Annotated in this window: 12 protein-coding genes and 3 pseudogenes; all 15 read right to left on the minus strand. The window is 40.9% G+C overall.

The features are described from left to right. Position 1 precedes the first annotated feature (1 nt). The 15 genes and pseudogenes from AC0L6H_RS16360 to rluC all read right to left on the minus strand — a co-directional run bounded on the left by AC0L6H_RS16360 (position 2) and on the right by rluC (position 23,456). A pseudogene (locus AC0L6H_RS16360) lies at positions 2-4,839 on the minus strand (NAD-glutamate dehydrogenase). Between the two features lie 184 nt (positions 4,840-5,023). After that, on the minus strand, positions 5,024-7,342 hold the full coding sequence (locus AC0L6H_RS16365; protein ID WP_473390221.1) for an efflux RND transporter permease subunit: 2,319 nt from the start codon (positions 7,340-7,342) through the stop codon (positions 5,024-5,026). A gap of 1 nt (position 7,343) precedes the next feature. Beyond that, the gene (locus AC0L6H_RS16370) at positions 7,344-8,399 is read right to left on the minus strand and encodes a WD40/YVTN/BNR-like repeat-containing protein (protein ID WP_473390222.1); all 1,056 of its coding nucleotides are present in this window, start codon (positions 8,397-8,399) and stop codon (positions 7,344-7,346) included. Between the two features lie 52 nt (positions 8,400-8,451). Then, the gene (locus AC0L6H_RS16375; RefSeq protein WP_473390224.1) at positions 8,452-9,816 is read right to left on the minus strand and encodes a DUF1329 domain-containing protein; all 1,365 of its coding nucleotides are present in this window, start codon (positions 9,814-9,816) and stop codon (positions 8,452-8,454) included. A 12-nt stretch (positions 9,817-9,828) separates the two neighbouring features. After that, positions 9,829-11,892, minus strand: coding sequence for a DUF1302 domain-containing protein (locus AC0L6H_RS16380; RefSeq protein WP_473390225.1), 2,064 nt, complete (start codon positions 11,890-11,892; stop codon positions 9,829-9,831). Between the two features lie 196 nt (positions 11,893-12,088). After that, on the minus strand, positions 12,089-12,334 hold the full coding sequence (locus AC0L6H_RS16385; protein WP_473390227.1) for a DUF2835 family protein: 246 nt from the start codon (positions 12,332-12,334) through the stop codon (positions 12,089-12,091). 22 nt (positions 12,335-12,356) lie between these two features. After that, complete coding sequence (gene pepN / locus AC0L6H_RS16390; RefSeq protein ID WP_473390228.1) at positions 12,357-14,978, minus strand: aminopeptidase N; 2,622 nt, start codon at positions 14,976-14,978, stop codon at positions 12,357-12,359. A 74-nt stretch (positions 14,979-15,052) separates the two neighbouring features. Continuing rightward, on the minus strand, positions 15,053-16,561 hold the full coding sequence (locus AC0L6H_RS16395; protein ID WP_473390229.1) for a Na+/H+ antiporter NhaC family protein: 1,509 nt from the start codon (positions 16,559-16,561) through the stop codon (positions 15,053-15,055). Positions 16,562-16,621: 60 nt separating this feature from the next. Beyond that, positions 16,622-17,947 carry a sodium-dependent transporter gene (locus tag AC0L6H_RS16400; protein WP_473390230.1) on the minus strand — a complete coding sequence of 442 codons (1,326 nt, stop codon included), beginning with the start codon at positions 17,945-17,947 and terminating at the stop codon, positions 16,622-16,624. Between the two features lie 74 nt (positions 17,948-18,021). Next, on the minus strand, positions 18,022-20,172 hold the full coding sequence (gene prc / locus AC0L6H_RS16405) for a carboxy terminal-processing peptidase (protein ID WP_473390231.1): 2,151 nt from the start codon (positions 20,170-20,172) through the stop codon (positions 18,022-18,024). A gap of 25 nt (positions 20,173-20,197) precedes the next feature. Next, positions 20,198-20,836, minus strand: a complete 639-nt coding sequence (proQ, locus tag AC0L6H_RS16410; RefSeq protein ID WP_473390232.1) for an RNA chaperone ProQ — start codon at positions 20,834-20,836, stop codon at positions 20,198-20,200. Between the two features lie 84 nt (positions 20,837-20,920). Next, on the minus strand, positions 20,921-21,211 hold the full coding sequence (locus AC0L6H_RS16415) for a hypothetical protein (RefSeq protein ID WP_473390233.1): 291 nt from the start codon (positions 21,209-21,211) through the stop codon (positions 20,921-20,923). A 6-nt stretch (positions 21,212-21,217) separates the two neighbouring features. Further along, positions 21,218-21,695: pseudogene (locus AC0L6H_RS16420) on the minus strand (GAF domain-containing protein). 83 nt (positions 21,696-21,778) lie between these two features. Further along, positions 21,779-22,465 (minus strand): HAD family hydrolase, encoded by a 687-nt coding sequence (locus AC0L6H_RS16425; protein ID WP_473390235.1) that lies wholly within the window; start codon positions 22,463-22,465, stop codon positions 21,779-21,781. A 47-nt stretch (positions 22,466-22,512) separates the two neighbouring features. Then, a pseudogene (gene rluC / locus AC0L6H_RS16430) lies at positions 22,513-23,456 on the minus strand (23S rRNA pseudouridine(955/2504/2580) synthase RluC). Positions 23,457-23,810 lie beyond the last annotated feature (354 nt).

Below are 23,810 nucleotides of genomic sequence, written 5' to 3' on the forward strand. Positions count from 1 at the left end.
TTTAATGGTTTGCGCTGATACTTAACAGCATCAATTCACGTAAGGCGACAGAAAACTTAGCAAACTCGTGATTATCGGAGGTTTTGAACTCCGTCATCATATGCTGCCAACGAGATAATTTCTCACTGTTTGCGCTAACCCAATCACTAAGTATTTTATCGGCGTCTTTACTTTCTGGTGCCGAATGTAATAAAACCATCGTAATTGCTCGTTGCTGCCAATCTAGCTCTTCTCTATATGAAGCTCTAGCAAGAGCCTGCCAATGATTACTAACACTTTGCTGGATAATTTGGGTCAAGAACCAATGTAACTCAAATTGGTTACCAAGTTGATAATATACACGTGCCACTACATCCACAGGTCTATCTTCTAACTCTGCAATTTGGGCCAAATCAAGTACCGAGAACAAGTTACCTAAACACGCCACACGATAGGCAATTTCTTTAGGAACATTGTTCGACACTAAGTGAGCACAACGTTCGTCAACTTCTTTCACTTCCTCTTCAACCAAGTAAGACCTTAAGTTGGCACTAATTGTGGTAAAAGCAGGCTGGTACTTAGCAATGGCTTGTTCAATACCAATACTCTTCTCGCCATGGCGAATAAACCATCGCACAGTGCGCCTTAGCGTTCTTCTCATTCCATCTAAAATTTCAAGTTGCAATGCTGATGAAATTTCGTTATCCAGTGCTTCAACCTCTTCCCATAAATTCCCCATGTTAAATATCGCTTTAACAATGGAATACGCGTTACAAATATCAGTCACACTAGCACCGGTTTCTTCGTTAATTCTATGGACAAAATTTAAGCCCATGTCATTAATAATTTCATTGGTCAATTTAGTCGCAATGATTTCTGAACGAAGTGGATGCTCTTGCATCTCATTGGCATATTTTTCTCTAAGTACTTTAGGAAATGCATTAAGCAAATAGCGATTATAATATGGGTTGTTGGTAATCGATACGACTTTAAAATCTTCTTTGAGTACCATTTTTCCGTATGCGATCAAAACCGAAAGTTCAGGACGTGTTAGACCTTGGCCGGTAACCACACGGTCTGAAATTTCATCGTCAGAAGGAATAAACTCTAACTCACGATTTAGTGAACCATCTCGTTCAAGACCATGAATAAAACGCAATTGCTCTTTAAGTTGTTTTACGCCCATCATTTGAGTAATTGAGATGGACTGTGTTTGACGATAGCAATCTTGAATAACAATATCACCAACATCGTCGGTCATGTCATACAGCAAACTATTTCGCTGTTTAAGCGTTAAATCACCGTTGTTCATGATTGTATTTAACAATATTTTGATATTAACTTCGTTATCTGAACAATCTACCCCACCTACATTATCGATGAAATCAGTGTTTACTCGTCCGCCAGCTGCTGCATATTCTATGCGCCCCAGTTGAGTGAGCCCTAAATTGCCACCTTCACCAATAATCTTGGCCTTTACATCAGCGCCGTTAACACGCAGTGAATCATTAGCTCGGTCACCTACATCAGAATGTGATTCTTTTTGCTTTTCACATAAGTACCAATGCCACCGTTCCAAATCAAATCCACTGGCATTTTTAGCACATTGTGAATAAGCTCTACCGGAGACATGCTTTGTTGGCGTGTATTTAGCCACTTTTTCATTTCTGGGCTAAGCTTTATCGATTTATCGCTACGCTTGAAAACACCTCCGCCTTTGGAAATAAGGCTTTTATCGTAGTCGTCCCAATTTAAACTAGGATCATTGAACAAGCGTTGACGCTCTTTAAAGGTCGCAGCTGGATCTGGGTCTGGGTCGAAAAATATATGCATATGGTTAAATGCACAGACAATCTTAGTCTGCTCAGAGGCTAGCATTCCGTTACCAAAAACATCACCCGACATGTCGCCTATACCCACGCAAGTAAATGGCGTTGTTTGGCAATTGATACCAATTTCTCTGAAATGTCGTTTAACTGACTCCCATGCGCCTCGGGCAGTAATTCCCATTTTCTTGTGGTCGTAACCTACGCTTCCACCTGAAGCAAACGCGTCACCCAACCAAAATTTAAACTCTTGAGAGATACCGTTAGCGATATCTGAGAAAGTCGCGGTACCTTTATCTGCAGCAACAACTAAATATGGGTCGTCTTCATCCAAACGCACTACGTCCTTTGGCGGGACTACATTGCCGTCAATAATATTGTCGGTAATATCAAGTAAGCTTCGAATAAATATTTTGTAGCAGGCTTGTCCCTCTGCTTGAATCGCTTTACGATCACCGCCCACAGGCATTTTTTTACAAACGAAACCACCTTTAGCACCTACTGGCACGATAACCGTATTTTTTACTTGTTGCGCTTTAACAAGGCCTAGTACCTCAGTCCTGAAGTCTTCCATGCGATCAGACCAGCGCAAGCCCCCGCGCGCTACTTTACCACCGCGCAAGTGCACACCTTCAATTCTAGGTGAATACACAAAGATTTCAAACTTAGGCGCCGGCAAAGGCATATCGGGGATGAGTTCTGGTAACAACTTAAACGATATATAGGGCTTGTAAAAACCTGCTTCATTTTTTTGATAGAAGTTTGTTCGCAATGTTGCGTTTAATAGCTCTAAGTAACGTCTAATGATCCTATCATCATCAAGATTGGATACTGAGTCGAGCTTACTCAACACATTCGTTTTGATGCTTTCTACCTTCGTTTTATTACGACGAATACTTGGATTGAACTTTTGATTAAACAATTCAATCAATAACTTTGCAATTTCAGGGTAACTTGCCATCGTATTGGCAATATAGTCGATGCTAAAAGATGAACCGATTTGGCGCATATACTTTGCATAGGCACGTACAATGGTCACTCGCCTTCCGGTAATGCCTGCCCCTAAAATCAAACGGTTAAAACCGTCGTCCTCTAGATTTCCGTCCCAAGTTGAGGTGAAAGCTTTTTGGAAAAGCTCTTGCGACTTCTCCATGTCAAAATTTCCACTCGTCTTATAGATCATGGTGAAATCCATAATCCAACTAATTTCCCCTTTATCATTGCTGACTTTGTAAGGACTTTCATCAACGACCCTAAGTCCAAAGTTTTCAAGAATTGGCAACACATCCGACAAATGAATCGGTTCATTTTTGTGATAAAGCTTTAATTTAACGATATTGCTTTGTGCAATCTCTTCTTGTGGTCTATAAAACAAAATATCGAGCGCTTTTTCACGACTTAGCATTTCTACGCGCTGAATATCAACTAAGGCAGCACTCGGCAAATTTTGTTCTGCATAACTATGAGTGAAGGCACTGTTGTATTTTTGCACGATTGCCTTGCCCTGCTCTTCACCGTAGACAGATACTATTTTACTGTTTAACTTGTCTTGCCAAGTTTTAGTGAGTTCAATCAGGTTCTTTTCAATCTCGTTCACATCAAATTCCAAATTATTGTTGTCAACACGCACAATGTAATGCGTTCTTGCGTAAACTGACTCTGAAAAATAAGTATTAAACTCTACGTCACCCTTCGCTTTGAATGAGCGTCGTAACAATTCTTGAGTTTCTCTTCTTAATTGTGTGTTGTATCGTTCTCGAGGAACATACACCATACAAGAAATAAAGCGGCCAAATGCCTCTTTACGGACAAATATTTTAGACATACCTCTTTCTTGCATCTGAAAGATACCTAGAATGATTTGCGCTAATTCGTGATCGGGCGTTTGAATTAATTCATCTCGAGGATAAGTTTCTACGATATTCACAAAGGCTTTATAGGCATGAGTTCCCTTCTCAAAGCCAGATAACTCGCACATTCTTTCTATTTTTTCTCGCAACATTGGCAAATCAGTCGCACTAGAATTATAAAAAGAAGCAGAATACAAACCAAGGAAACGGTGCTCTCCACTTACATTACCCTTAGAGTCAAACTCTTTTATGCCAATATAATCCATATATGCAGGACGATGTACGCGCGACTTAGTATTCGTTTTAGTTAACATCAAAGGGTTGCTACTTAGCGCTTCATCTCTTGCACTGGCCGGTATATTTGACAATACTCTTTCGCGTGTACTTATGGAGTTTTTCATAAGACCTAAAGAGCTGTCGTCGACCGGGCGCCACCTGTGGTCTCCTTCAATCGCCTTTACATCATAATAGCGATAGCCCATCAGCGTGAAGTTATGGTCGTTTAGCCAATTAAGAAAAGTCTTTCCTTGGGATTTAACCGCAGCAGATGCCTTGCTTTTAGATTTATCAAAGTTTTTAGTAATGTCAGTGAGCTTAGCTCGCATAGGTTGCCAATCAGCAACTGAAAGAGACACTTCACTTACGACCGAATGCAATTCAAGGGTGAGTTCTTTTACAAACTCAGGGCGTGATTGGCGGTCTATTTCAATTAAAAATACCGTCTCTGAATTGTGTTTCGCGTCACGCTCTGACTGCTCGACAAAACCCGCAACGCTTCCATTTGCTTCTCGAGTGAAGTGCATAGGCGCATGTAAAATCAAATGTGCTGTGATATTTAAACGGTTAATGGCCATTCTTATTGAATCGACTAAAAACGGCATGTCATCGACAATAATTTGAATCACCGTATGCGACGATTGCCAACCATGTTTGGCTATTTCTGGGTTAAATACCTTAATACATGGTTCACTACCTTTTTTGCTTTGCAATAATTTCCAAAGGCTTAAAATTGCGCCGTAGAGGTCACTATCACTTCGACCATCGAGATCGTCAAACGACATAGTTTTTAGTAGGAGATTACCAAACTGAATAACCTTATTTGATTCTGATGCATCAACTTTATCGTTGATAAGAGAGAAAACTTGTTCTAACAGTACTGAATGCTGATGGTGCGTAACCGACATATTCGTATACTCGCCTTGATTAGTAAAAAATTAGTTGCAATAACATTTAATTATCGCCATTTTCCTAAAAATATTAATGCTTTACCAGCTATTATTAACGCAATTTTTACATTTTGCATACTCATTAGATGAAACTGCATAAAAAAAGGACCATATTGGTCCTTTTTTACATAATTACGCAAAATTATTTTTTATGAGAATTGAACCACAATAATCTTGCAATCGCTGGGAGTACAAGAATAGCGCCCAACATATTTACCAAAAACATGAAGGTAAGTAAGATCCCCATATCCATTTGGAATTTTAAACTTGAAAACACCCAAGTACTTACGCCAATAGCCAAGGTTATACCGGTAAATAGAACTGCACTACCTCGTTCTTTTAGCGCGGCCATGTAAGCTGATTGGACATCCAAGCCAGCTTTTAGGCGCTCAGACATAGTCGATAGGATGTAAATGCCATAATCTACGCCAATGCCAACACCTAGTGCGATAACAGGTAAGGTTGATACCGTTAGGCCTATTTCAAGGTAGGTCATTAAGGCTTGTGCCAGTACAGAGACCACATAAAGCGGTATGACTACGGCTAATGTTGCGCGAAGAGACCTGAAACTAATCAAACATAAGAGAATTACTGCGCCAAATACGTAATAGAGCATAGGATCTTGCGCGGCTTCCACTGCTTCATTGGTTGCAGCCATTACACCAACAGGCCCCGAAGCAAGTTTAAACTGCAAGTCATCACTCTCAAACTCTTGTCTAATTTCTTTTATTGCACTTACGACCTTGTTGATCGTTTCAGCCTTATGATCTTCCATAAACAAAATTACAGGCATAACAGAGCAATTTCGATTTAGTAAGCCCGACGAACTAGGCACACGAGAAACCGCTTGAACCATGGTCGATTGGTTACGTGGCAGCACCTGCCACTTAGGATTACCTTCGTTGTAGCCTGCGTTCACTTGTTTTGCAACGGACGCCAGTGAAATGCCAGATTGCACGCCTTCAATATTTTGCATTTTCCATTGAAATTCATCAATAGCAGTCATCACATCATGGCGAGTACAAGCCTCTGGCGTTGCCTCTACAATCACCGATATATAATCGACCGTGATTTCAAACTTGTCAGTAATTAAAAAGGTGTCTTGGTTATAGCGCGAATCTTCGTGCAGCGAAGGAGCCCCCGCATGCAGGTCACCTATTTTCAAGTCTTGCGATTGATATATGCCCCACGCAAATAACACACTGGTAATCGCGACTATAACGACCGAAGTCTTCAGTGACGCACAACGAGACACCAGCACCCAAAATCTAGAGTCCTTGGCTTCGCTCGAATATTTTTCCTTATGAGAATCAGATAGCTTCACATAGGACATAAGCACGGGCAGTAGCAATAAATTGGTAAGGATAATGACAGCTACACCCATACTCGCCGTTATGGCTAGCTCTTTGATAATGCCTATATCTATTACCAATAGGGTCATAAATCCAATAGTGTCAGAAAGCAGTGCAACTCCGCCAGGCACGAGCAATGACGAAAAGGCATGGCGCGCTGCTGCTTTTACTGACATCCCTTTGGCGGATTGTTTTCCTACAGCGTTTATCATTTGAACGCCATGACTCACCCCAATAGCAAAGACCAGAAACGGTACCAATATAGACATCGGATCCATACCAAAACCGAACAGGGTTAATAAGCCTAACTGCCAAACAACCGCTACAATCGAACACGCAAGTGGTAAAAAGGTGAGCACCAAAGACTTACAGAAAAAATAGACCATGATTGCTGTAATCGCGATAGCAATTGCGAAAAACATCACAACGTCTTTGGCACCGTCGGCAACATCACCAATCATTTTGGCAAAGCCAATGATGTGAATGCTTGTTTTGTCGTTTTCAAATTCAGTGCGTAATTGTTGCTCAAGTTTCCCTGCAATTTCAAGTGTGTCGAGAGCTTCCCCAGTCTCAGGGTTTATATCGAGCAACTGCGCAGTTACCATAGCGCAACGTGAGTCACTTGATACTTGACGTCCAACAATGCCGGCTTTATCGATATTTTTGCGAACTATTTGTAATGAAGCGGGGTTTGAAGAATCAAAATCTGCGGGTATAACAGGGCCGCCAGAAAAGCCACCTTCGACAATTTCGGTAAAACGAGTTGAGGGTGCAAATAGTGACACCACAAGAGAGCGATTCACGCCTTCAATAAAAAATAACTGATCATGCACATCTTTTAAGGTATCAAAGAAGTTTTGATTATAGATTGTTTGGTTTTTATCACATACCGACACTAAGATATTGTTCGCACCACCAAAGTTTTCTTTATGCTTGATATAGGTCTGCATATATTCGTGGTTGAGCGGTATATTTTTTGTAAAACCGGCATCTAACTTCAGTAAGGATGCTTGATAGGCCAGAAACACCGTCGATAGCAAAAACAAAATTACCACGACCATGCGGTTTTCGAAAACGAGTGCTTCTATTTTTTTAACAAATGGATTCATCTTATTCTTCTATTGCGACTGTTTGCAAACCGCCACCTGTAACCACGATCAAGCGGTTATTTGCAGCCATACCGGTTAAAATAGCATCTGAAAATTCGGTTTCAATTGCTGTTATTGCAATGTGTTGTTGACAACCTTCACTGTTAGCAGCTTGTAAATCTTGTGACTCGAGTTTAGATGGGTCAATGCGCAATACAATGCCATTATTACCAAGCACGTAAACCATGTCATTATCCTTAATAACAGCATTTAGTGAAGTCGTAAGGCAGGTAGGAATAAGTCGATAATCGTTATCGTCAATAACAAACATATTTCCGCGCAAACCTACCGCTAAGACTTGGTCGGGCGCAACGTTAGCAACATCAAAAAAGGAACCTTGATAATCAATATCTAGGCGCTCCCAAGTCATGCCCTTGTCTTTACTTATTGCTATCAAACCAGCCTCACCAGCGACATAGACAGAAGATTGACTTGATGATATTTGATTGAGGTGAGGCGAAATAAAGGAAAGTTCTTCTAAATAAAAAGCTTCATCCTCTTTAATGCTATTGAGATAGTCGTTGTCATCAGCAGAAAGCATACTAGGATGCCTTTCTATGGCCCAAGTGTCACCACCATCGACTGTGCGGTAAAATAAGCCATATGCGCCAACAGCGATACCTTCAGACTTATTAAAAAAATGCACACTCAACAATGGTCGATCCAAATCGGGATCGCTTTGCACTAGCGTCCAAGTTTCTCCCGCATCAAGGGATTTAATTATCGTCGCATCATGCCCCACGGCCCACACAAGTTCATCGATACTATAAACATTTGTTAGGGTAGCTTTGGTGGGCACAACAACTTGTGTAAAGTTTGCAATAGACAAATCATCGGGGCTCTTGTTTACAAGAACATGCCCTCGTTCACCTACAATTACACTCGATTTTGCAGTGGCCGCACCAAGCAATAATGACTCTTTAACCAAAGGAGCCATAAACGATTGCTCGTCTGATTGTGCTTGAACCAAGCTCATAGCGCCTGCTAACACTGCTGCAATGAATATCTGTTTTTTCACACTGTCTCACTTAAAATGAAAAAACGGTTGGCACTGCCAACCGTTTCTTCGATTAACGCTTGCCTTCACGTCTTAGCGCTTGGGGCGTAAACTCTCTATCATCAAGTTCAATGGTAAAGTCATACATCGACTCTTCATTATCTAAGCCTATGGCTAAATAGCGACGAGAATTTAAATCATGATATACGTCGAGTGTAGACCAATGCGTAGGTACATCATAATAATTTACACCATGTGCAATACCAACTCTATACAACTCGCCACGATTATCGTACATATCGGCTACTTGGATTTGCCAGCTATCTTCGTCAATGTAGAAAACACGCTTTTGATAAACATGACGAAACTCTTCTTTTAGATTAGCTTCTACGACCCAAACACGATGTTTTTCAAAGCGAGTTAATGCCGGATTTACATGACCGGTGTGAAGAATATCTTCGTAACTCACATTATTGCCATGAATAGCATAGTTGTTATATGCCACGTAAAGTTCACGTTTGCCAACTAATTTCCAGTCATATCTGTTAGGTGAGCCGTTAAACATGTCAAAATCATCAGTAGTACGTAAACCATCAGCCTGAGTACCTGGTGCATCGTATGCGATGTTAGGCGCACGACGAACACGTCGTTGCCCTGTATTATACGTCCATGCCTGACGTGGCTCTTTAATTTGATCTACCGTTTCATGCACCAAAAGTGCAGTACCAGCCAATCGCGCGGGTTTAGTTACCCTTTGCTTAAATTTAAATAAAATATTCTCTTCAGTCAACTGTGCTGCAGTCATACCGTTTTCTGCATATTTTATCATTAACTGCTCTTCAAAGCCGATTACGTTGTAATCGCCACCTGAAGTAACCGCCGCTTGACCGCCGTAACGCTGAACGGCTTGTCCACGGTAACGCAATGTATGGTTCCAAATCGCTTCAACACCACTTTGTGGAATTGGGAAAGGAATACCAATCGCCGCGCCCTGAAGACCGTTACCACCTTGAAGAAGTTCTGCATTCAATGCATTTTGCTTGGTTGCATCATAAACAAACTGAGGGTTTGAAGCCGTTCTTCGACTTTGATAAACAGGCATCTTGTAAGTGTCTGGATAAGTTTCAAATAACTTCTTTTGGCCATCGGTTAAAAAGTCACTATGTTCCTTATAATTAGCCGCAGTTATCGTAAACAATGGCTTATCGTCTGGGAACGGGTCTATGTGAAAGTCGCCAGGAGTATAGCCTGCAGGCGCCTTGGTGATACCACCATTCCACGCGGGAATGCTGCCATCTGCATTGCCAGCTTTTGTTGCACCCACGGGTGTTAAACTCTGACCTAGTTTTGCAGCCTCAGCTTCAGACACTTTTGCAAGTGCTGGCTGACTAGCTACTACTATCGCAATACTGCTTGCAATTAAAGCAAATTTTTTCATATATATAGGTCCTTAAATAGCGTATTTAATATTGAATGAAGCGAAATCACGGTCAGACAAAGCATTTGTTGTGCCTATGCCACCCCAAAATGCGCTATATGAAGCAGAAAATGACCATTTACTCAAATAGTCGAAAGTAAAACCTAAGTTTGCTGATTTTCTATCTTCTAAAAACAAGAACAATGGGTCAGGTGTTGTACCCTTAACGTCATGTGCGAATGTGGCGCGGGCTCGTAAATTCATGCCGGCAAACACGTTATTGAAGTCAGCTACAGCCAAAAGTCTATAACCCCATGCTCCTTGAGTGGAAAACGGATTTGTTTCAGGTCCATCCGACAAGCCAACATGCAAGCCTTCACGACTATTTCCGTTCAAAGGCTCAAGCGATGGCGTTCTAGACGTACCTGGCGAGTTTAAACGAATAACGTTTGGATCTGGGAAGTCCTCTACTCTTACATAACCAGCTTCGCCTAGTAATATGAAGTTATCGGTACCAAATCTAGGACCAAAAACATGTGACGCTGTCATTTGTACTTGCCACGTATCTGACAATAAAAAGCCATCAGCAGTCTCGCCCGGACCTACGTCTCGGCCAATGTTTTTCAACTGAGAAATGCCTTCCAAATCAGGGCGTAGTCCCGCGGCAGCGAGTTGCTCAGGCATTGCCGTATATAGTAACTCTACATCATCGATTTGTAAGGGTTCGTCTTGGCGATATGCAAACTCACCAGCAAGGGCAGTTTCACCAACGGTAGTGTTAAAGCTTATACCATAAAGTTTAATATCTTCTGGATATGAGAAACGCGTTTCGGTAAATGCGTTTAAATCTTGCAGGTTGTCGCGATCAATTGTGGTCGTCGCCAACATGGTCAAATCTCGACCTATGCTCGCTTGACTAAAATCAGACGTGATACCCAATACCAATGGACGTTGAGAATGATAGTTAATGTGGTAAAAACCAAACTCAGTTTCATTTAAGTCTGATGCGAACCACGAAAGTTTAAGACCGTATTGTCCTGAATCACTCGCGTCATCGTGAGCTGCATCACTGCGCGCACGCACCGCAACTTTGGTGGGATAGGCTAAATAAGCTTGAGCTGCATCGGCTTGTGAAATTTGGCCGCTCGCTAATCGAGTACCTAAGGTATTTAACTGCGTTAACAAAGTATCGGCATCAATATCAGGATTACCGGTAAAGCCCAATTGAATGTTGTTAAAAGAACCACCCTCACCAGCAAAATCGTTACCTGCAAAATAACTACCAGCAACAGGAAGTCTAGAACGTTCGTATTCGTACTGATAATAACCCTCAACACTAATAGTGTCGGTAAGGCCTATAGATGCGTAAACCATTCCCACAGGAATGAACACTTCTTTTAATTCTGACCCAGGCGCTCGTGCTCGGGTTACGTCAACAGGGTTAGTCGTATTGATACCATGCTGTATAAAGGTACTCTCACCCCAACTTACTACTTGATCACCTACTCTGATACTAACGGGCGCATCACCAACATAAAAGTCAGCGTAAGCAAAGAAATCTAACATTCTAATGTCGCTACATAATTCTTCACTCGCACTTGAATCGCGACATGGATCAACGGTAGTACCGGTAATTGGGTTGGCCCAATCACGATCAGAATCCGATAATGCGAAGTCGTAGAAGTAAAAGCCCCTTGCGAAGAATCCGTAGTCTCCATAACGAAGGTCTAGTTCATGCAAGCCTACAAACTGCGTTGAAAACGCTTTTCCCGGATCAAAACTTAAATTGCCTAAGTCGCCATTAGTCGAATAACCGCCGTCTGATAGTGCCCAAACATCCGCACTAGGATAAATGACATTAGTCGCTGCATCATAACCAGTCCAATCAAACTGAGGGTGGTTACTGTTACCGATTAAATCAAAATCACGATCTTCAACACGAATACTGGTAGCCAATGTAAAGTTAGAATCTAAATTTACTTCAAGGTCTCCAAAATTCCAATCAGCGGCATAAACGCTATTAGATGCTGCCGCAATTACAGTTGCGACACCCAGTGCTAAAGAGGTTTTTTTAAATGCGCTAGGCTTATTTGTCATGGGTTTACCTTCTCCAAATACATTCATTTACGTGTTCGTTAATAAAAAATTTACACGCTGTTTATTTTAACAAAATGATTACATCATTTGTGTTTAATCGCAAGAACTAATCGTACCAGTTGAATTATCTTTATGAAAAATATGACGTTTTCCCTATATCCAATTGAATTTCAATCGTTAAATATAGATTATTTTATTAACGATTTATACACTTGATACTCTTGAACTTGTTGTTTTGGTCAATTATTAATTCATAATTTCCTTGTAAACCCTTAGGCGATATGAATTTTTGCATGTGCTGTTTAGGAAGTCTGATTCTCAGCCCCTCACTACTCGTGACGATTAAATACTGGATCTGTTGGCGATACAAATCCTCACACTGCGCATAATTCATGCTGACAGAGAAATAGTGCTTTTTACCACCAAATTCGTTTTTCGTCATAAAGTACGATGTCTAAGCTTACTCAGGCAACAAGTGCCTTGCTCACTTTTTCAAACAAGTCCTTACTCAAGCCTTGTACACCATAAAGTCGTTGTAACTGCGCTTTCATCAATCGCTGATTTTCTTCGGCATAGTTAGCATATTGCATTAGCGGTGTTATTAACCGTGAGGCGACTTGGGGATTTATTTTATCCAATTGTACTAAATAATCAGTCAGATACTTATAACCTGAGCCATCAACTTGATGGAAACCAAGCGTATTGTAAAAAGCGAATGAACCGATTAAGGATCTCACTTTATTTGGATTTTTTATCGAAAATTGTTGGTGCGCTTGAAGCAAATCCAAATGCGCTAAAATATCTTTTTTGCTAGATTTCGCGTGCATGGCAAACCATTTGTCCATGACCACTGCGTCGCCACTATATTGCGCTTCAAAAGCTAACATGAGCGAATCAAAAACCTCCCCTTCAATCAACTGTGCGGCTTTCAGAGCGCCCAATCGGTCAGTCATGTTATTCGCATGAGAATACTGATACCGTATTAATGGAGTAGCAAGTCGAAGGTCAGCACTGGCAAGTAATTGTAAACAAGTGTTTTTAAGTGCTCTGTCATTTACTTGTTGTTTGTCATAGGCATAGCTAGCATCACTTTTAGTTAAATCTTTGTAGTGCGCTAGGCAAAATGACTGCAAGCTTCTTGCAAAAATGTTAAGGACCCGATTTCGAGCAAAGTGCAAGCGCAGTGGATCTACTTTATCTATGTGTGAACTTAATGCTTCTGTACTCGGGAAAGTAATTATTTGTGCCAGAACTTCAGGTGCCAAGCTTATTGTTTTGAGAGTATTTGACAAGGCATTGATGCCTTCTTCTACTTCTTGGGAGTCAGCAAATTCTGCACCATCAAAAAGTGAATACATTTGTTTAACTAGCATGATATAAGCTTTGTTAGCGGCTTCCCATTTTGCATAGTCATTAGTTGCATTTTCAATGATGACTACTAATTGCGCTAAGCTGTAGTGATATTCAATAATGACAGGCGCAGAAAAGTTCTGTAATAAAGACGGTGTTAACGAGTCATTTTCAACATCTAAGGTAAGACGTTTATTTGTGCCATCAATGATTAATGTATCATTTTTCAAACCGGTCTTAACTTTATTACCGTGTTCGTCAAAACACTCCATTTGAATGGGCACGTATAAGTCTTGTTTGCTGGCCTGATCAGCACTTGCCTTATTTATTTGGGTAAAGTTAAGCACTGTTTGATGTTTGCCTGCGGCTTCTTGTTCTACCTTTATCACTGGTGTTCCTGACTGCGAATACCAACGCTTAAAGTGAGTGAGATCTACACCATTAGCATCTTGCATTGCATTTACGAAATCATCGCAGGTAACCGCTTGCCCATCAAAACGAGCGAAGTATTCATCCATGCCTTTGCGGAAACCTTCTTTACCAAGCAAAGTATGAAGCATTCGAATAACTTCTGCGCCTTTGTCATAGACTGTAACGGTATAAAAATTATTCATTTCCATCACTTCATCGGGTCGAATAGGATGGCTCATTGGCCCAGCGTCCTCTGCAAACTGGTGCTCTCGCATCACATTCACTTGACTAATTCTCGTCACCAACTCACTATACATCTCGGCCGAGAACTGCTGATCTCGAAACACCGTCAAGCCTTCTTTTAAACTTAATTGAAACCAGTCCCTGCAGGTAACTCTATTGCCAGTCCAGTTATGAAAATATTCATGCGCTATTATTGATTCAATATTAAAATAGTCTTCATCAGTCGCCGTATCTGCATCGGCGAGCACATATTTGGAATTAAAAACATTTAAGCCCTTGTTTTCCATCGCCCCCATGTTGAAGAAATCGACCGCAACAACCATGTAAATATCAAGATCATATTCTAATCCATAAGTTTGTTCGTCCCATCGCATCGCTTTTTTTAAGGAATCTAGGGCATGTTGGCCCTGTCCTAAACGACCTTCGTCAACAAAAAGCTCTAACGACACTCTGCGCCCGCTTTGGGTCACAAAATGATCGCTCAATTTATCAAAATGGCCTGCAACTAAGGCAAATAAATAACAGGGCTTGGGAAATGGGTCTTGCCATACGCATGTCCTTTTGCCGTCCACCATTGCGGTATCTTTTATCAAATTACCATTACTCAGCAAATAAGTGTCGCTTTCTCGCGTTGAGTTAATAGTCACCGTGTAGGTCGCTAAAACATCTGGCCGGTCAAGAAAATACGTGATTTTGCGAAAACCTTCTGCTTCACATTGTGTACAGTAGGCATCATTAGAATAGTAGAGCCCTTCTAAACTAGTATTTTCATTAGGTTTTATCGTATTAACGATGGTAAGTGTGAATTCTCCTAAAGAAGACTTTAGTTCTAAACCGTTGTCCAGCAAGGAATAGTCGATGTCTTGTTTTAATTCTTGACCATCTAATGCGATGGATCTTAAGGACAAGTCTTCGCCATTTAAAAATAAGCACGTCGCATTTTCATCAAGTCGTTTTATCGTCAAGACACTGGTCACAGTAGTGCAATCAGGAGATAAATCAAAGCTTAAATCCACTGTCTCGATAGTATGGCTTGGCGGTAAATAATCGAGTCTTTTTTTACTCATTACAGTTGCTGTCATGTGTATAAATACCTCATTGAAAAGAGAAACGATGCCCACTACGACTGCATATTACTATCGTAGCGGGCTTGGTCTTATGCTTTGATTTCGACCTTTGGCGGGTCTAAACGCAATATTTTGATCCCCAAGTAGGCGTAAATGACAGCCAGTACTGGATTGATAAGATTGAAGAAGGCATAGAATATGTATTCAAATGCAGGTACACCAAGTACACCACTCATGTAAGCACCACAAGTGTTCCAAGGAATTAGTGGTGATGTTAGGGTACCGCCATCCTCCAAGCTTCTTGATAAATTAAGTTGATGAAGGTTACGCTTTTTAAATTCCTCTTTATACATTCTACCAGGCATAACAATGGCCATGTATTGATCAGCGGTAACTAGATTAGTCCCTATACAGGTTAAAATTGTACGGCTAATCATATCGCCAGCACTCGTTGCACCTTTAAGACAGGCTGAAACAATAGCTTTAAGTAACCCCATTCGTTCTAAAACAGCACCGAAGGACATGGCGCAAATGATTAACCAAATGGTATTTAACATACTTACCATCCCCCCGCGGGACAATAAAGAATTTAAGTCTTTATCAGGTGTCTCAAAAGTAACACCATTAAATAAAGCCGTCCATGTCACCATTAAACTCTTTACTGTTTCAATTTGCGATGTGCTAAAAATGGTTAGCACAAGGTCATTTAAACCATCATCTTGGATTAACGGAGTCATTGTGGCTATCACGTCTTGCTGGAAAATAAATGCCCAAATGGCACCTAGCGCAGCACCAATAGACACAGCTGGGAACGCGGGTGTTTTATTGGCTGCTAAAAAAAGCAATACAATCAATGGAATAAGCGTATACCAGGCAATCGTAAATTCATCTTGTAAAAGTGTTTGCATGCTCTGAATGCGTTCGACAGAATCTGTTACTTCTACGTTAAAACCCAATAAAACAAACAAAATGATGGCAATAAAAAAGCTAGGGATCGTGGTCCACATCATATATTTGATATGTTCAAATAGGTCAGTACCCGCGATTGCTGGCGCTAAGTTTGTGGTTTCAGATAAAGGAGATAATTTGTCACCAAAGTACGCGCCAGAAATTATCGCGCCTGCGGTAATCGGTAGAGATAAGTCCATACCGGTTGCCACACCAATAAGGGCAACACCGATGGTTGCAGCGGTAGTCCAACTACTGCCTATGCTAATCGCTACAACGGCACAAATAATACAAGTTGCCGCATAAAAGAAGGTTGGGCTCAACAGCGATAAGCCATAATAAATAAGTGTTGGCACAGTGCCCGCTAGCATCCAGGTACCAATTAGCGCACCCACCGCTAAAAGAATTAAACATGCCCCCAAAGACATCGAAATACCTTTGATCATCCCCTCTTCTATATCGGCCCATTTGTGTCCGTTTTTCAAGCCAATAATGGCCGCCAAAAACATACCCATTAAAAGAGCTATCTGATTTGGCCCATAAGAGGAATCGCTTCCATAAAGCATTACTGCACTGAACATCAAAATCACTAATACAATAATGGGGATTAGTGCGTCTAGCAGTGAAGGTTCTTTTATGTGTGAACTCATTTTATTTTCCATATTATTCGGTGCTTAACATCGACAGTTTTTCTTATTGTCTTAGTCGACTCACATGATGGAGCGATAAAACATCAAAGCGATGACTGCTGGGCATACAAATTTTACATAGACCGGCCAAATTTTCCAAAATAAACTGTGCTCCATGTTTTCACTGCCCTGCTTGAGTTCTTCAAGTATTTGGTCGCGACGCCAAACCCAACCCGCAAAGATACAAAGCACCAAGCCTAATAATGGTTGGCTATATACAGTAGTAAGCGTGATCACGAAACCAAACAAAGCATTGAAGTTAAGCACTATAATCGCGCTTAACGCAAAAACTAATATAGTGAGTAAAATAGTTGCCTTTTTACGTTTAATTCCTTTGTTGTCGACTAAGTACGCAACGGGTACCTCAAGCATTGAAATAGATGAGGTTAAAGCGGCTATTGTCATTAACATGAAAAATACAAAGGCGACAAAAGTACCAACATAGCCCATGGTCACAAACAGTGATGGTAGTACTTGAAAAATTAAGGTGTCACCAGAAATTAGCTTGCCATCATTGAATATTTCTACACCATTTGCCAATGCCACATACATGGCCGGAATAATCAACATCCCAGCAAGTACCGCTATTCCGATATCGACCAACGCAACCGAGGCACCTAATTTGGGCAAATTCTCATTCTTTTGAATGTATGAGCCATAAACCAACATTGTCCCTACCCCTAAGGACATAGAGAAAAAGGCTTGTCCCATTGCATCTATCATCAGCGCAGGATCTAATACGCGGTTGACATCAGGCACCAAGAACGCGCGCCATCCCTCTGCTGCACCATTTAGGGTGCTTACATAGGCAATTAAGAGTAAAATTAAGACCAATAAAGTAGGCATAAGCCTAACCGACCAGCGTTCTATACCGTTGCTCACTCCGCCTATTACCACGATGCAGGTGAACATTAAAAATACGGCAGTAAAAAGTAGATTACGAGAAATTGAGTTGTTGGTTAACCATGGAATGCTTAGCGTGCTAATATTTGCAACTGAGTCTATTAGATAAGAAATCATCCAACCAGCAACGATGCTATAAAACGCTAAAATGAGAATAACGGTAATAGCACCCACGCTTCCGGTTATGGTACCGCTAACGTTACCAGAAATCTTTTGCAGCGCGTCAATCATGTTGGTTTGTTTCGCGCGGCCAATAATTAACTCTGCCATTAACACCGGATAGGCTAATAAAAAAGCCATAACGAGATACATCACGACGAAGGCAGCTCCGCCATTTTCAGCAACTTTTGTTGGGAAACCCCAAATATTACCTAAGCCAACGGCAGATCCCGCAGCTGCCAAAATAAAACCTAGCCGCGAGGAAAATTGACCGCGTGCACTCATAACTACCTCTTTTATTATTTTTATTTTTTATGTTTTTGCTATGCTAACAAAAAGGCGCCTCGAAGGCGCCAATTTTATTGTGCTTGTTTGTTGCTGTTGTCAATTGCGTGGTTTAACGCGTAACTACCAGACTCGATAATATCAAAGGTGATATTAGCGGCTTCAGATAAAAACGGGTCAATTTCTTCAAGCGCCTCTGGCAAGTCACCCTCCAAAGATTCAACCACCGGTAGACCAAGTCTCTTCAGCCTTTCATTTACTCTCGCTAACTGCTTAGCTTCAGATTCTTTCTTCTCAGCAACGCGCTCTGACTCGACCAAGGAAATAAAGTTCTTATCTTTATTTTCATTATACTCGTCAATATCTGAAAAAATGTATTGGAACTCAGGGTCTGCTTTCGTTCTTTGCGTGTGCTTCGCGGTTAATTTTTCAATAATCGCAGAGTTGTCAGCAAGCACTTCATAGCTAGCTTTATCTATGCTGTCCCAAGGTAATGCAGTATCTTCGCTACTCTCACCCCATGTTTCTGGATCGATTGCTGAGGGATATAAGATATCGGGTTTAACGCCAAGGTGTTGCGTGCTGCCACCATTAATGCGATAAAACTTACCGGTTGTAAATTGTACTGCACCAATGGGGTTATCAAACATATCAAAAGCGCGTTCTAGAGAACGATGTTGTTGCACGGTCCCTTTCCCAAACGTTTGCTCGCCGATAATGATACCGCGTCCAAAATCTTGCATTGCAGCAGCAAAAATTTCACTTGCTGATGCGCTAAAGCGGTCAACCATCACGGTCAAAGGGCCATCATAATAAACAATGCCATCTCTATTTTTTTCGATATCAACTCTACCACTTTCATAACGAATCTGTACAACCGGTCCACGGTCGATAAATAAGCCACTTAGCGCAATTGCTTCAGGTAGACTACCACCGCCGTTACCGCGTAAATCAACGATAATACCTTCTACTTGCTCTTTTTCGAGATCTCTTATGAGCTTTATCACGTCGATGTGTAGCTTGTGATAAAACGATGGAATTTCAATAACACCTAACTTTTTACCCGCATTCGGACCATCATTGCCTATAAACACTTCTGCTTTAGCTTGGCGGTCTTCTAGTTTTACTTTGTCACGAGTAATCTCTATTTCGCTGATCTTTTTGCTGTCTGTTCCGCCTTTTTGAAGTTGCAAGCGCACAATTGATCCTTTTGGCCCTTTGATTAGGTCAACAACTTCATCTAAACGCCAGCCAACAACATCAACAAAGGCTTTTTCGTCTTCTTGGGCAACACCAATAATTTTATCTTGTGGTTTTATTTGCCCTGATTTGTCTGCTGGTCCGCCAGCAACTAAGCTCATAATAACGGTATGATCTTCTTCACTTCTCAATACCGCACCTATCCCTTCAAGTGATAAGTTCATATTCATTTGAAAGCGCTCAGTGTTGCGCGGAGACAAATAACTAGTATGCGCTTCAATACTTCTAGCGAAAGCGTTCATCAATGTTTGAAAAACATCTTCGCTGTTGGTCTGTGTTAAGCGACGAATTGCGCGTTTATATCGCTTCTCAAGGATATCTTTACTCTCTTCCCATGTTTTATCCGCTAACTTTAAATTAAGCGCGTCATACTTTACGCGTTGGCGCCATAACTCATTTAGTTCTGACTCAGAGTTAGCCCAATTTGCATCTTCACGATCATAAAAGAATTTGTCATTCTTCGCTTCAAAATCAAACTCATCACTTAACAAGGTAAGCGCGTATTCATAGCGTTCTTGTCGCCTTTCTAAATTTGATTGGTATATATCATACGCTAGCGTCAGGTCGCCCAATTTGATAGCTTCATCAAATTTGGTCGCATATTTTTCAAAGACTTTAACATCATCCGCTAAGAAAAAGTGTTTACTACTATCAAGGGAATCTAGATAACGATTGAAAATCTGTGTTGATAAATCATCATCAATTTTCACTTTTTTATAGTGCGCTCTTACAAATAAATCTGAAATGCGCCTAACGGATTTCGCATGTTGCTTTTCTTGCGTCAATTCTGGTAAAACTAAGACTTCACTCGAAACATCAGAGGCTTGTGTGGTAGCGGTACTGCTGTCCACAAAACTAGACGCATACGCCAAAGCAGAAAAAGTAATCGAACTAGCTAGGGCTAGGAAAATTGTTTTTTTCGCGAATGATGATAAAGCAAGTTTATTTGCTTGTTTTAATCGCATATTTAGAAACCCTCAAAAATTTTGGTTATTTTTTAACAGCCTTTTTTGAACTGAATAACTGTGATTGTTGAACTTTGACTGTCATCCCCGATTTTAGTTGCACCGAAATACCATCTTTAGCGATATCGGTAATAGTAACCGGCATTGGTTCTTTACCAAGTCTGACCAAGGCATCTGCACCTACTTGTATTTCTGCATCACTTATCTGTGTTGGTGGCTCAATGACCGGCCTAGTAGTTGGAGGCCTTTTCTTAGGTTTTTTATTGGCATTTGACTTGGTTTCCTTTCCAGCTCCGTCCCCACTATTAGCCTGTTTTTCGTCTGTCGTTTTGGTTTTCGCAAAGCCTTTGTGTTTTGTAGTTGGCTTTTTCGCAGACTTAGGATTATTTTCGCGGTATTTAGCGGCTTTTGCCTTACTTTCTTTTAACTGTTCGCTCGCGTGCTCTGCGTGCTGCTCTTCAACCGCTTCGCCTTCATTACCTTGCAAGTCAATGCGGGCTGTCCCAGCTTTAACCGCACCTAAGTAACGCCAGCTGCTCGTATAATGGCGTAGACTCATCCGCAACAGTCGTTTACTGACAAGCTCAGAGTCACCGATATCAGCCGCTATATCTTGAAATATCCCTATTTTCAGTGGCTTTACAGGCCCTTCCAAAAAAAGCATTTCGGGTATTTGCTACACAAAAAAGCCAAAGCTTCTTTTTGGTTTGTTAACTTTTCTTGTTCCATTGAATCCAATTACTTCTGTTTATTCGTCGTCGTTGTGGGCATCAGTATCCCAAGTATTCAACAAATGATCCACCCAATCGACTAAATCGTCAACCTCAATATCAGATAAATGCTTGTCTTGATGCCAATGTTCCCATACAAAACTTAATTTTTTCTCAAGTTCCTCTCGTGGAACATCGTCGTCTGACATGTCATAAACAAGGTGTAATACCTCGTTTAATTTATCACTTGCGGTATACGGATCATCATGAATATCATCCATATCTTGAGGAGTTGATAATATAGTATGAATATCTACAAAATGCTTCATTTTTAGCTAATCCAAGGTATCAATTAATATATCGACAATTTTCGAGAAACAATCAGCATCCTTTTGGTCAAAGCGCGAAACCAATGGACTATCGATATCAAGTACACCAATCAACTCGCCATTTCGTATAATAGGCACAACCAATTCTGAATTTGAATTTGCATCACACGCGATGTGGCCGTCAAAGTCATGGACGTTTTCGATAACTTGAATCGTTTGCGTGGCGATGGCAGTGCCACGAGACACCTTGACCAAATGGGATCCTTATACAAGCAGGCTGTCCCTGAAATGGTCCTAGTACCAATTCTTGACCTTCGCATAAATAAAATCCAGCCCAATTAAGATCCGGCAAGCCATTGAATATAATTGCACTAATATTCGCCATATTTGCAATCATGTTACTTTCACCTTTTGTAATCGCGGCAATTTGATTAATGACGATATTGTATTCATTTGCTGTATTGTTCGTTGCTGTTTTGTTCATTGCTGTATTGTTCATTGCTGTAAAATGACCTTCGCCCTTATTTAATTTTTTTATTAGCATAAAAAGCAATCACGCTCTGTACACTAGCTATTGTAATCAACTCGACCTTTGAAAATTTGGCTTAACTCAGCCAAATCATCGATTATATGTACGGGTTCGTGAATTTGTATTTGTTGTTTATCATGAACGCCGTAAGAAACCCCTATTCTGGGCATACCAATAGCTTGCGCCATTTGCATATCATAAATAGTATCGCCAACCATTACCGCCTGATGAGCTTGTATTTGCTGTCTCTCAAGTAATTTTAATAACATGTCGGGCGATGGTTTAGACATTGCCTCATCGGCGCAAATTGTATCGCTAAAGTAGATTGCTGAGGAAGTCGTATCTAGCGCACGCTGCAAGCCTCTTCTCGCTTTTCCCGTTGCCACATTTAACACGTAGCGTTTAGATAAATAGTCAAGGACTTGGTGAGCTCCATTGAATAAGCGACAAGCACTTTGGTCTTGCTCTATAAATATGTCTCTATAAAAACCTTGCACTTCTTTTGCTTTACTTTGGTTTATTTCAAACAATTGCTCAATAGCCGGCAACAGACTTATGCCGATAATATGCTCAACAGCCGCTTTAGTTGGCACAGGTAAGTTAGCGCAAATCGCCGCTTTTTGCATACATGACACAATTTTGGCGGCTGAGTCCATAATTGTCCCATCCCAATCAAAAATAATATGACTAACTTGGCTCAAATCTTTGCCAATCGATGTATTCATGCTGTTTTATTTCTCCGCTTGATGAGGTCTACAATTCCAGTACGTTTTTATGCGTTCTCTAATGCTTTCATCAGATGACTCAAATGTTTGTCATACGGAGCTTCAAACACGACTCTTTTCTCACTCAATGGGTGCACGAATTCAATTCGTTTAGCGTGTAAAAAAGTCTTTTACAGCCTAAGGTGCGCACATATTTTGTAAATTCCTCATCACCGTATTTGCTGTCATTAGCAATGCAATGGCCTGCAAACTGACAATGCACCCTAATTTGATGGGTTCTTCCGGTGATAGGTTTTGCTTCAACTAAACTCGCCTTGGCAAAATGTTTAATTAATACAAACTGAGTTTCACTTGGTTTACCATTTTCATCAGCAAACACCATGCGCTCACCACTTTGTAATTGATTTTTTTGCAAGCTCGCTTTTACCTTAGTACGCTTTTCAGGCCAATGTCCTTGCACCAATGCATGGTAGGTTTTGTCCATCTTCTTTTCGCGTAATTGCTCGTGAAGATGGCGTAGAGCTGAACGTTTTTTAGCTACAACAATACAACCAGAGGTATCTCGGTCTAAACGATGGACCAATTCTAAGTATTGGCTATTAGGACGCAATGCTCGCAGTGCTTCAATCAAACCATAGCTTAAACCACTGCCGCCATGCACGGCCATGCCCGAGGGCTTATTAATAACTAATAAGCGATCATCCTCATATATTATGGCATCTTGGATGTAGTCTAAGTTGTCGGTATTGATGTGCTTCGGAGCAAGTTCGTCCATTTTTACAGGAGGAATACGCAGATTGTCATTCAATTGTAATTTGTAATCAGGTTTAGCGCGCTTTTTATTAACACGCACCTCGCCTTTGCGTAAAATACGATAAATTTTACTTTTCGGCACCCCTTTCATTTTACTAATTAAATAGTTGTCGATTCGTTGAAGGTGGTTTTCTTCTTCAATGGTGACAAATTGTACTTTGTCGAAGCCATCAGCCATTAACAATCCTATATTTCAATGTGACCATGCCCTTCGCATATGACAATTATATGCTTATTTATCTAGGTCATGTAAAACTGTTGTGATAGTATCACGCATTGTGTAGAAACGCTCTACGAAAAGATGCATATTTATTAATAACATACGCACTTTCTGAGCTTTTACTCATGACATGCGAGATTAACGAAAGTGGGAATTCCCGTCGTTAAATGAGCCCGTAAGGCTCCACTCAATATTTACTAAGTCATGAGCGATTACCGAGCATAACAATTAAGGATTGATGTTCACGGTACCTACGCAAAAAGATGAATTTACTGTGTTTTCCCGACTAAAGTGTTAAGAAGTCATACACGC

The sequence above is a fragment of the Glaciecola sp. G7-5 genome, from assembly GCF_055808975.1.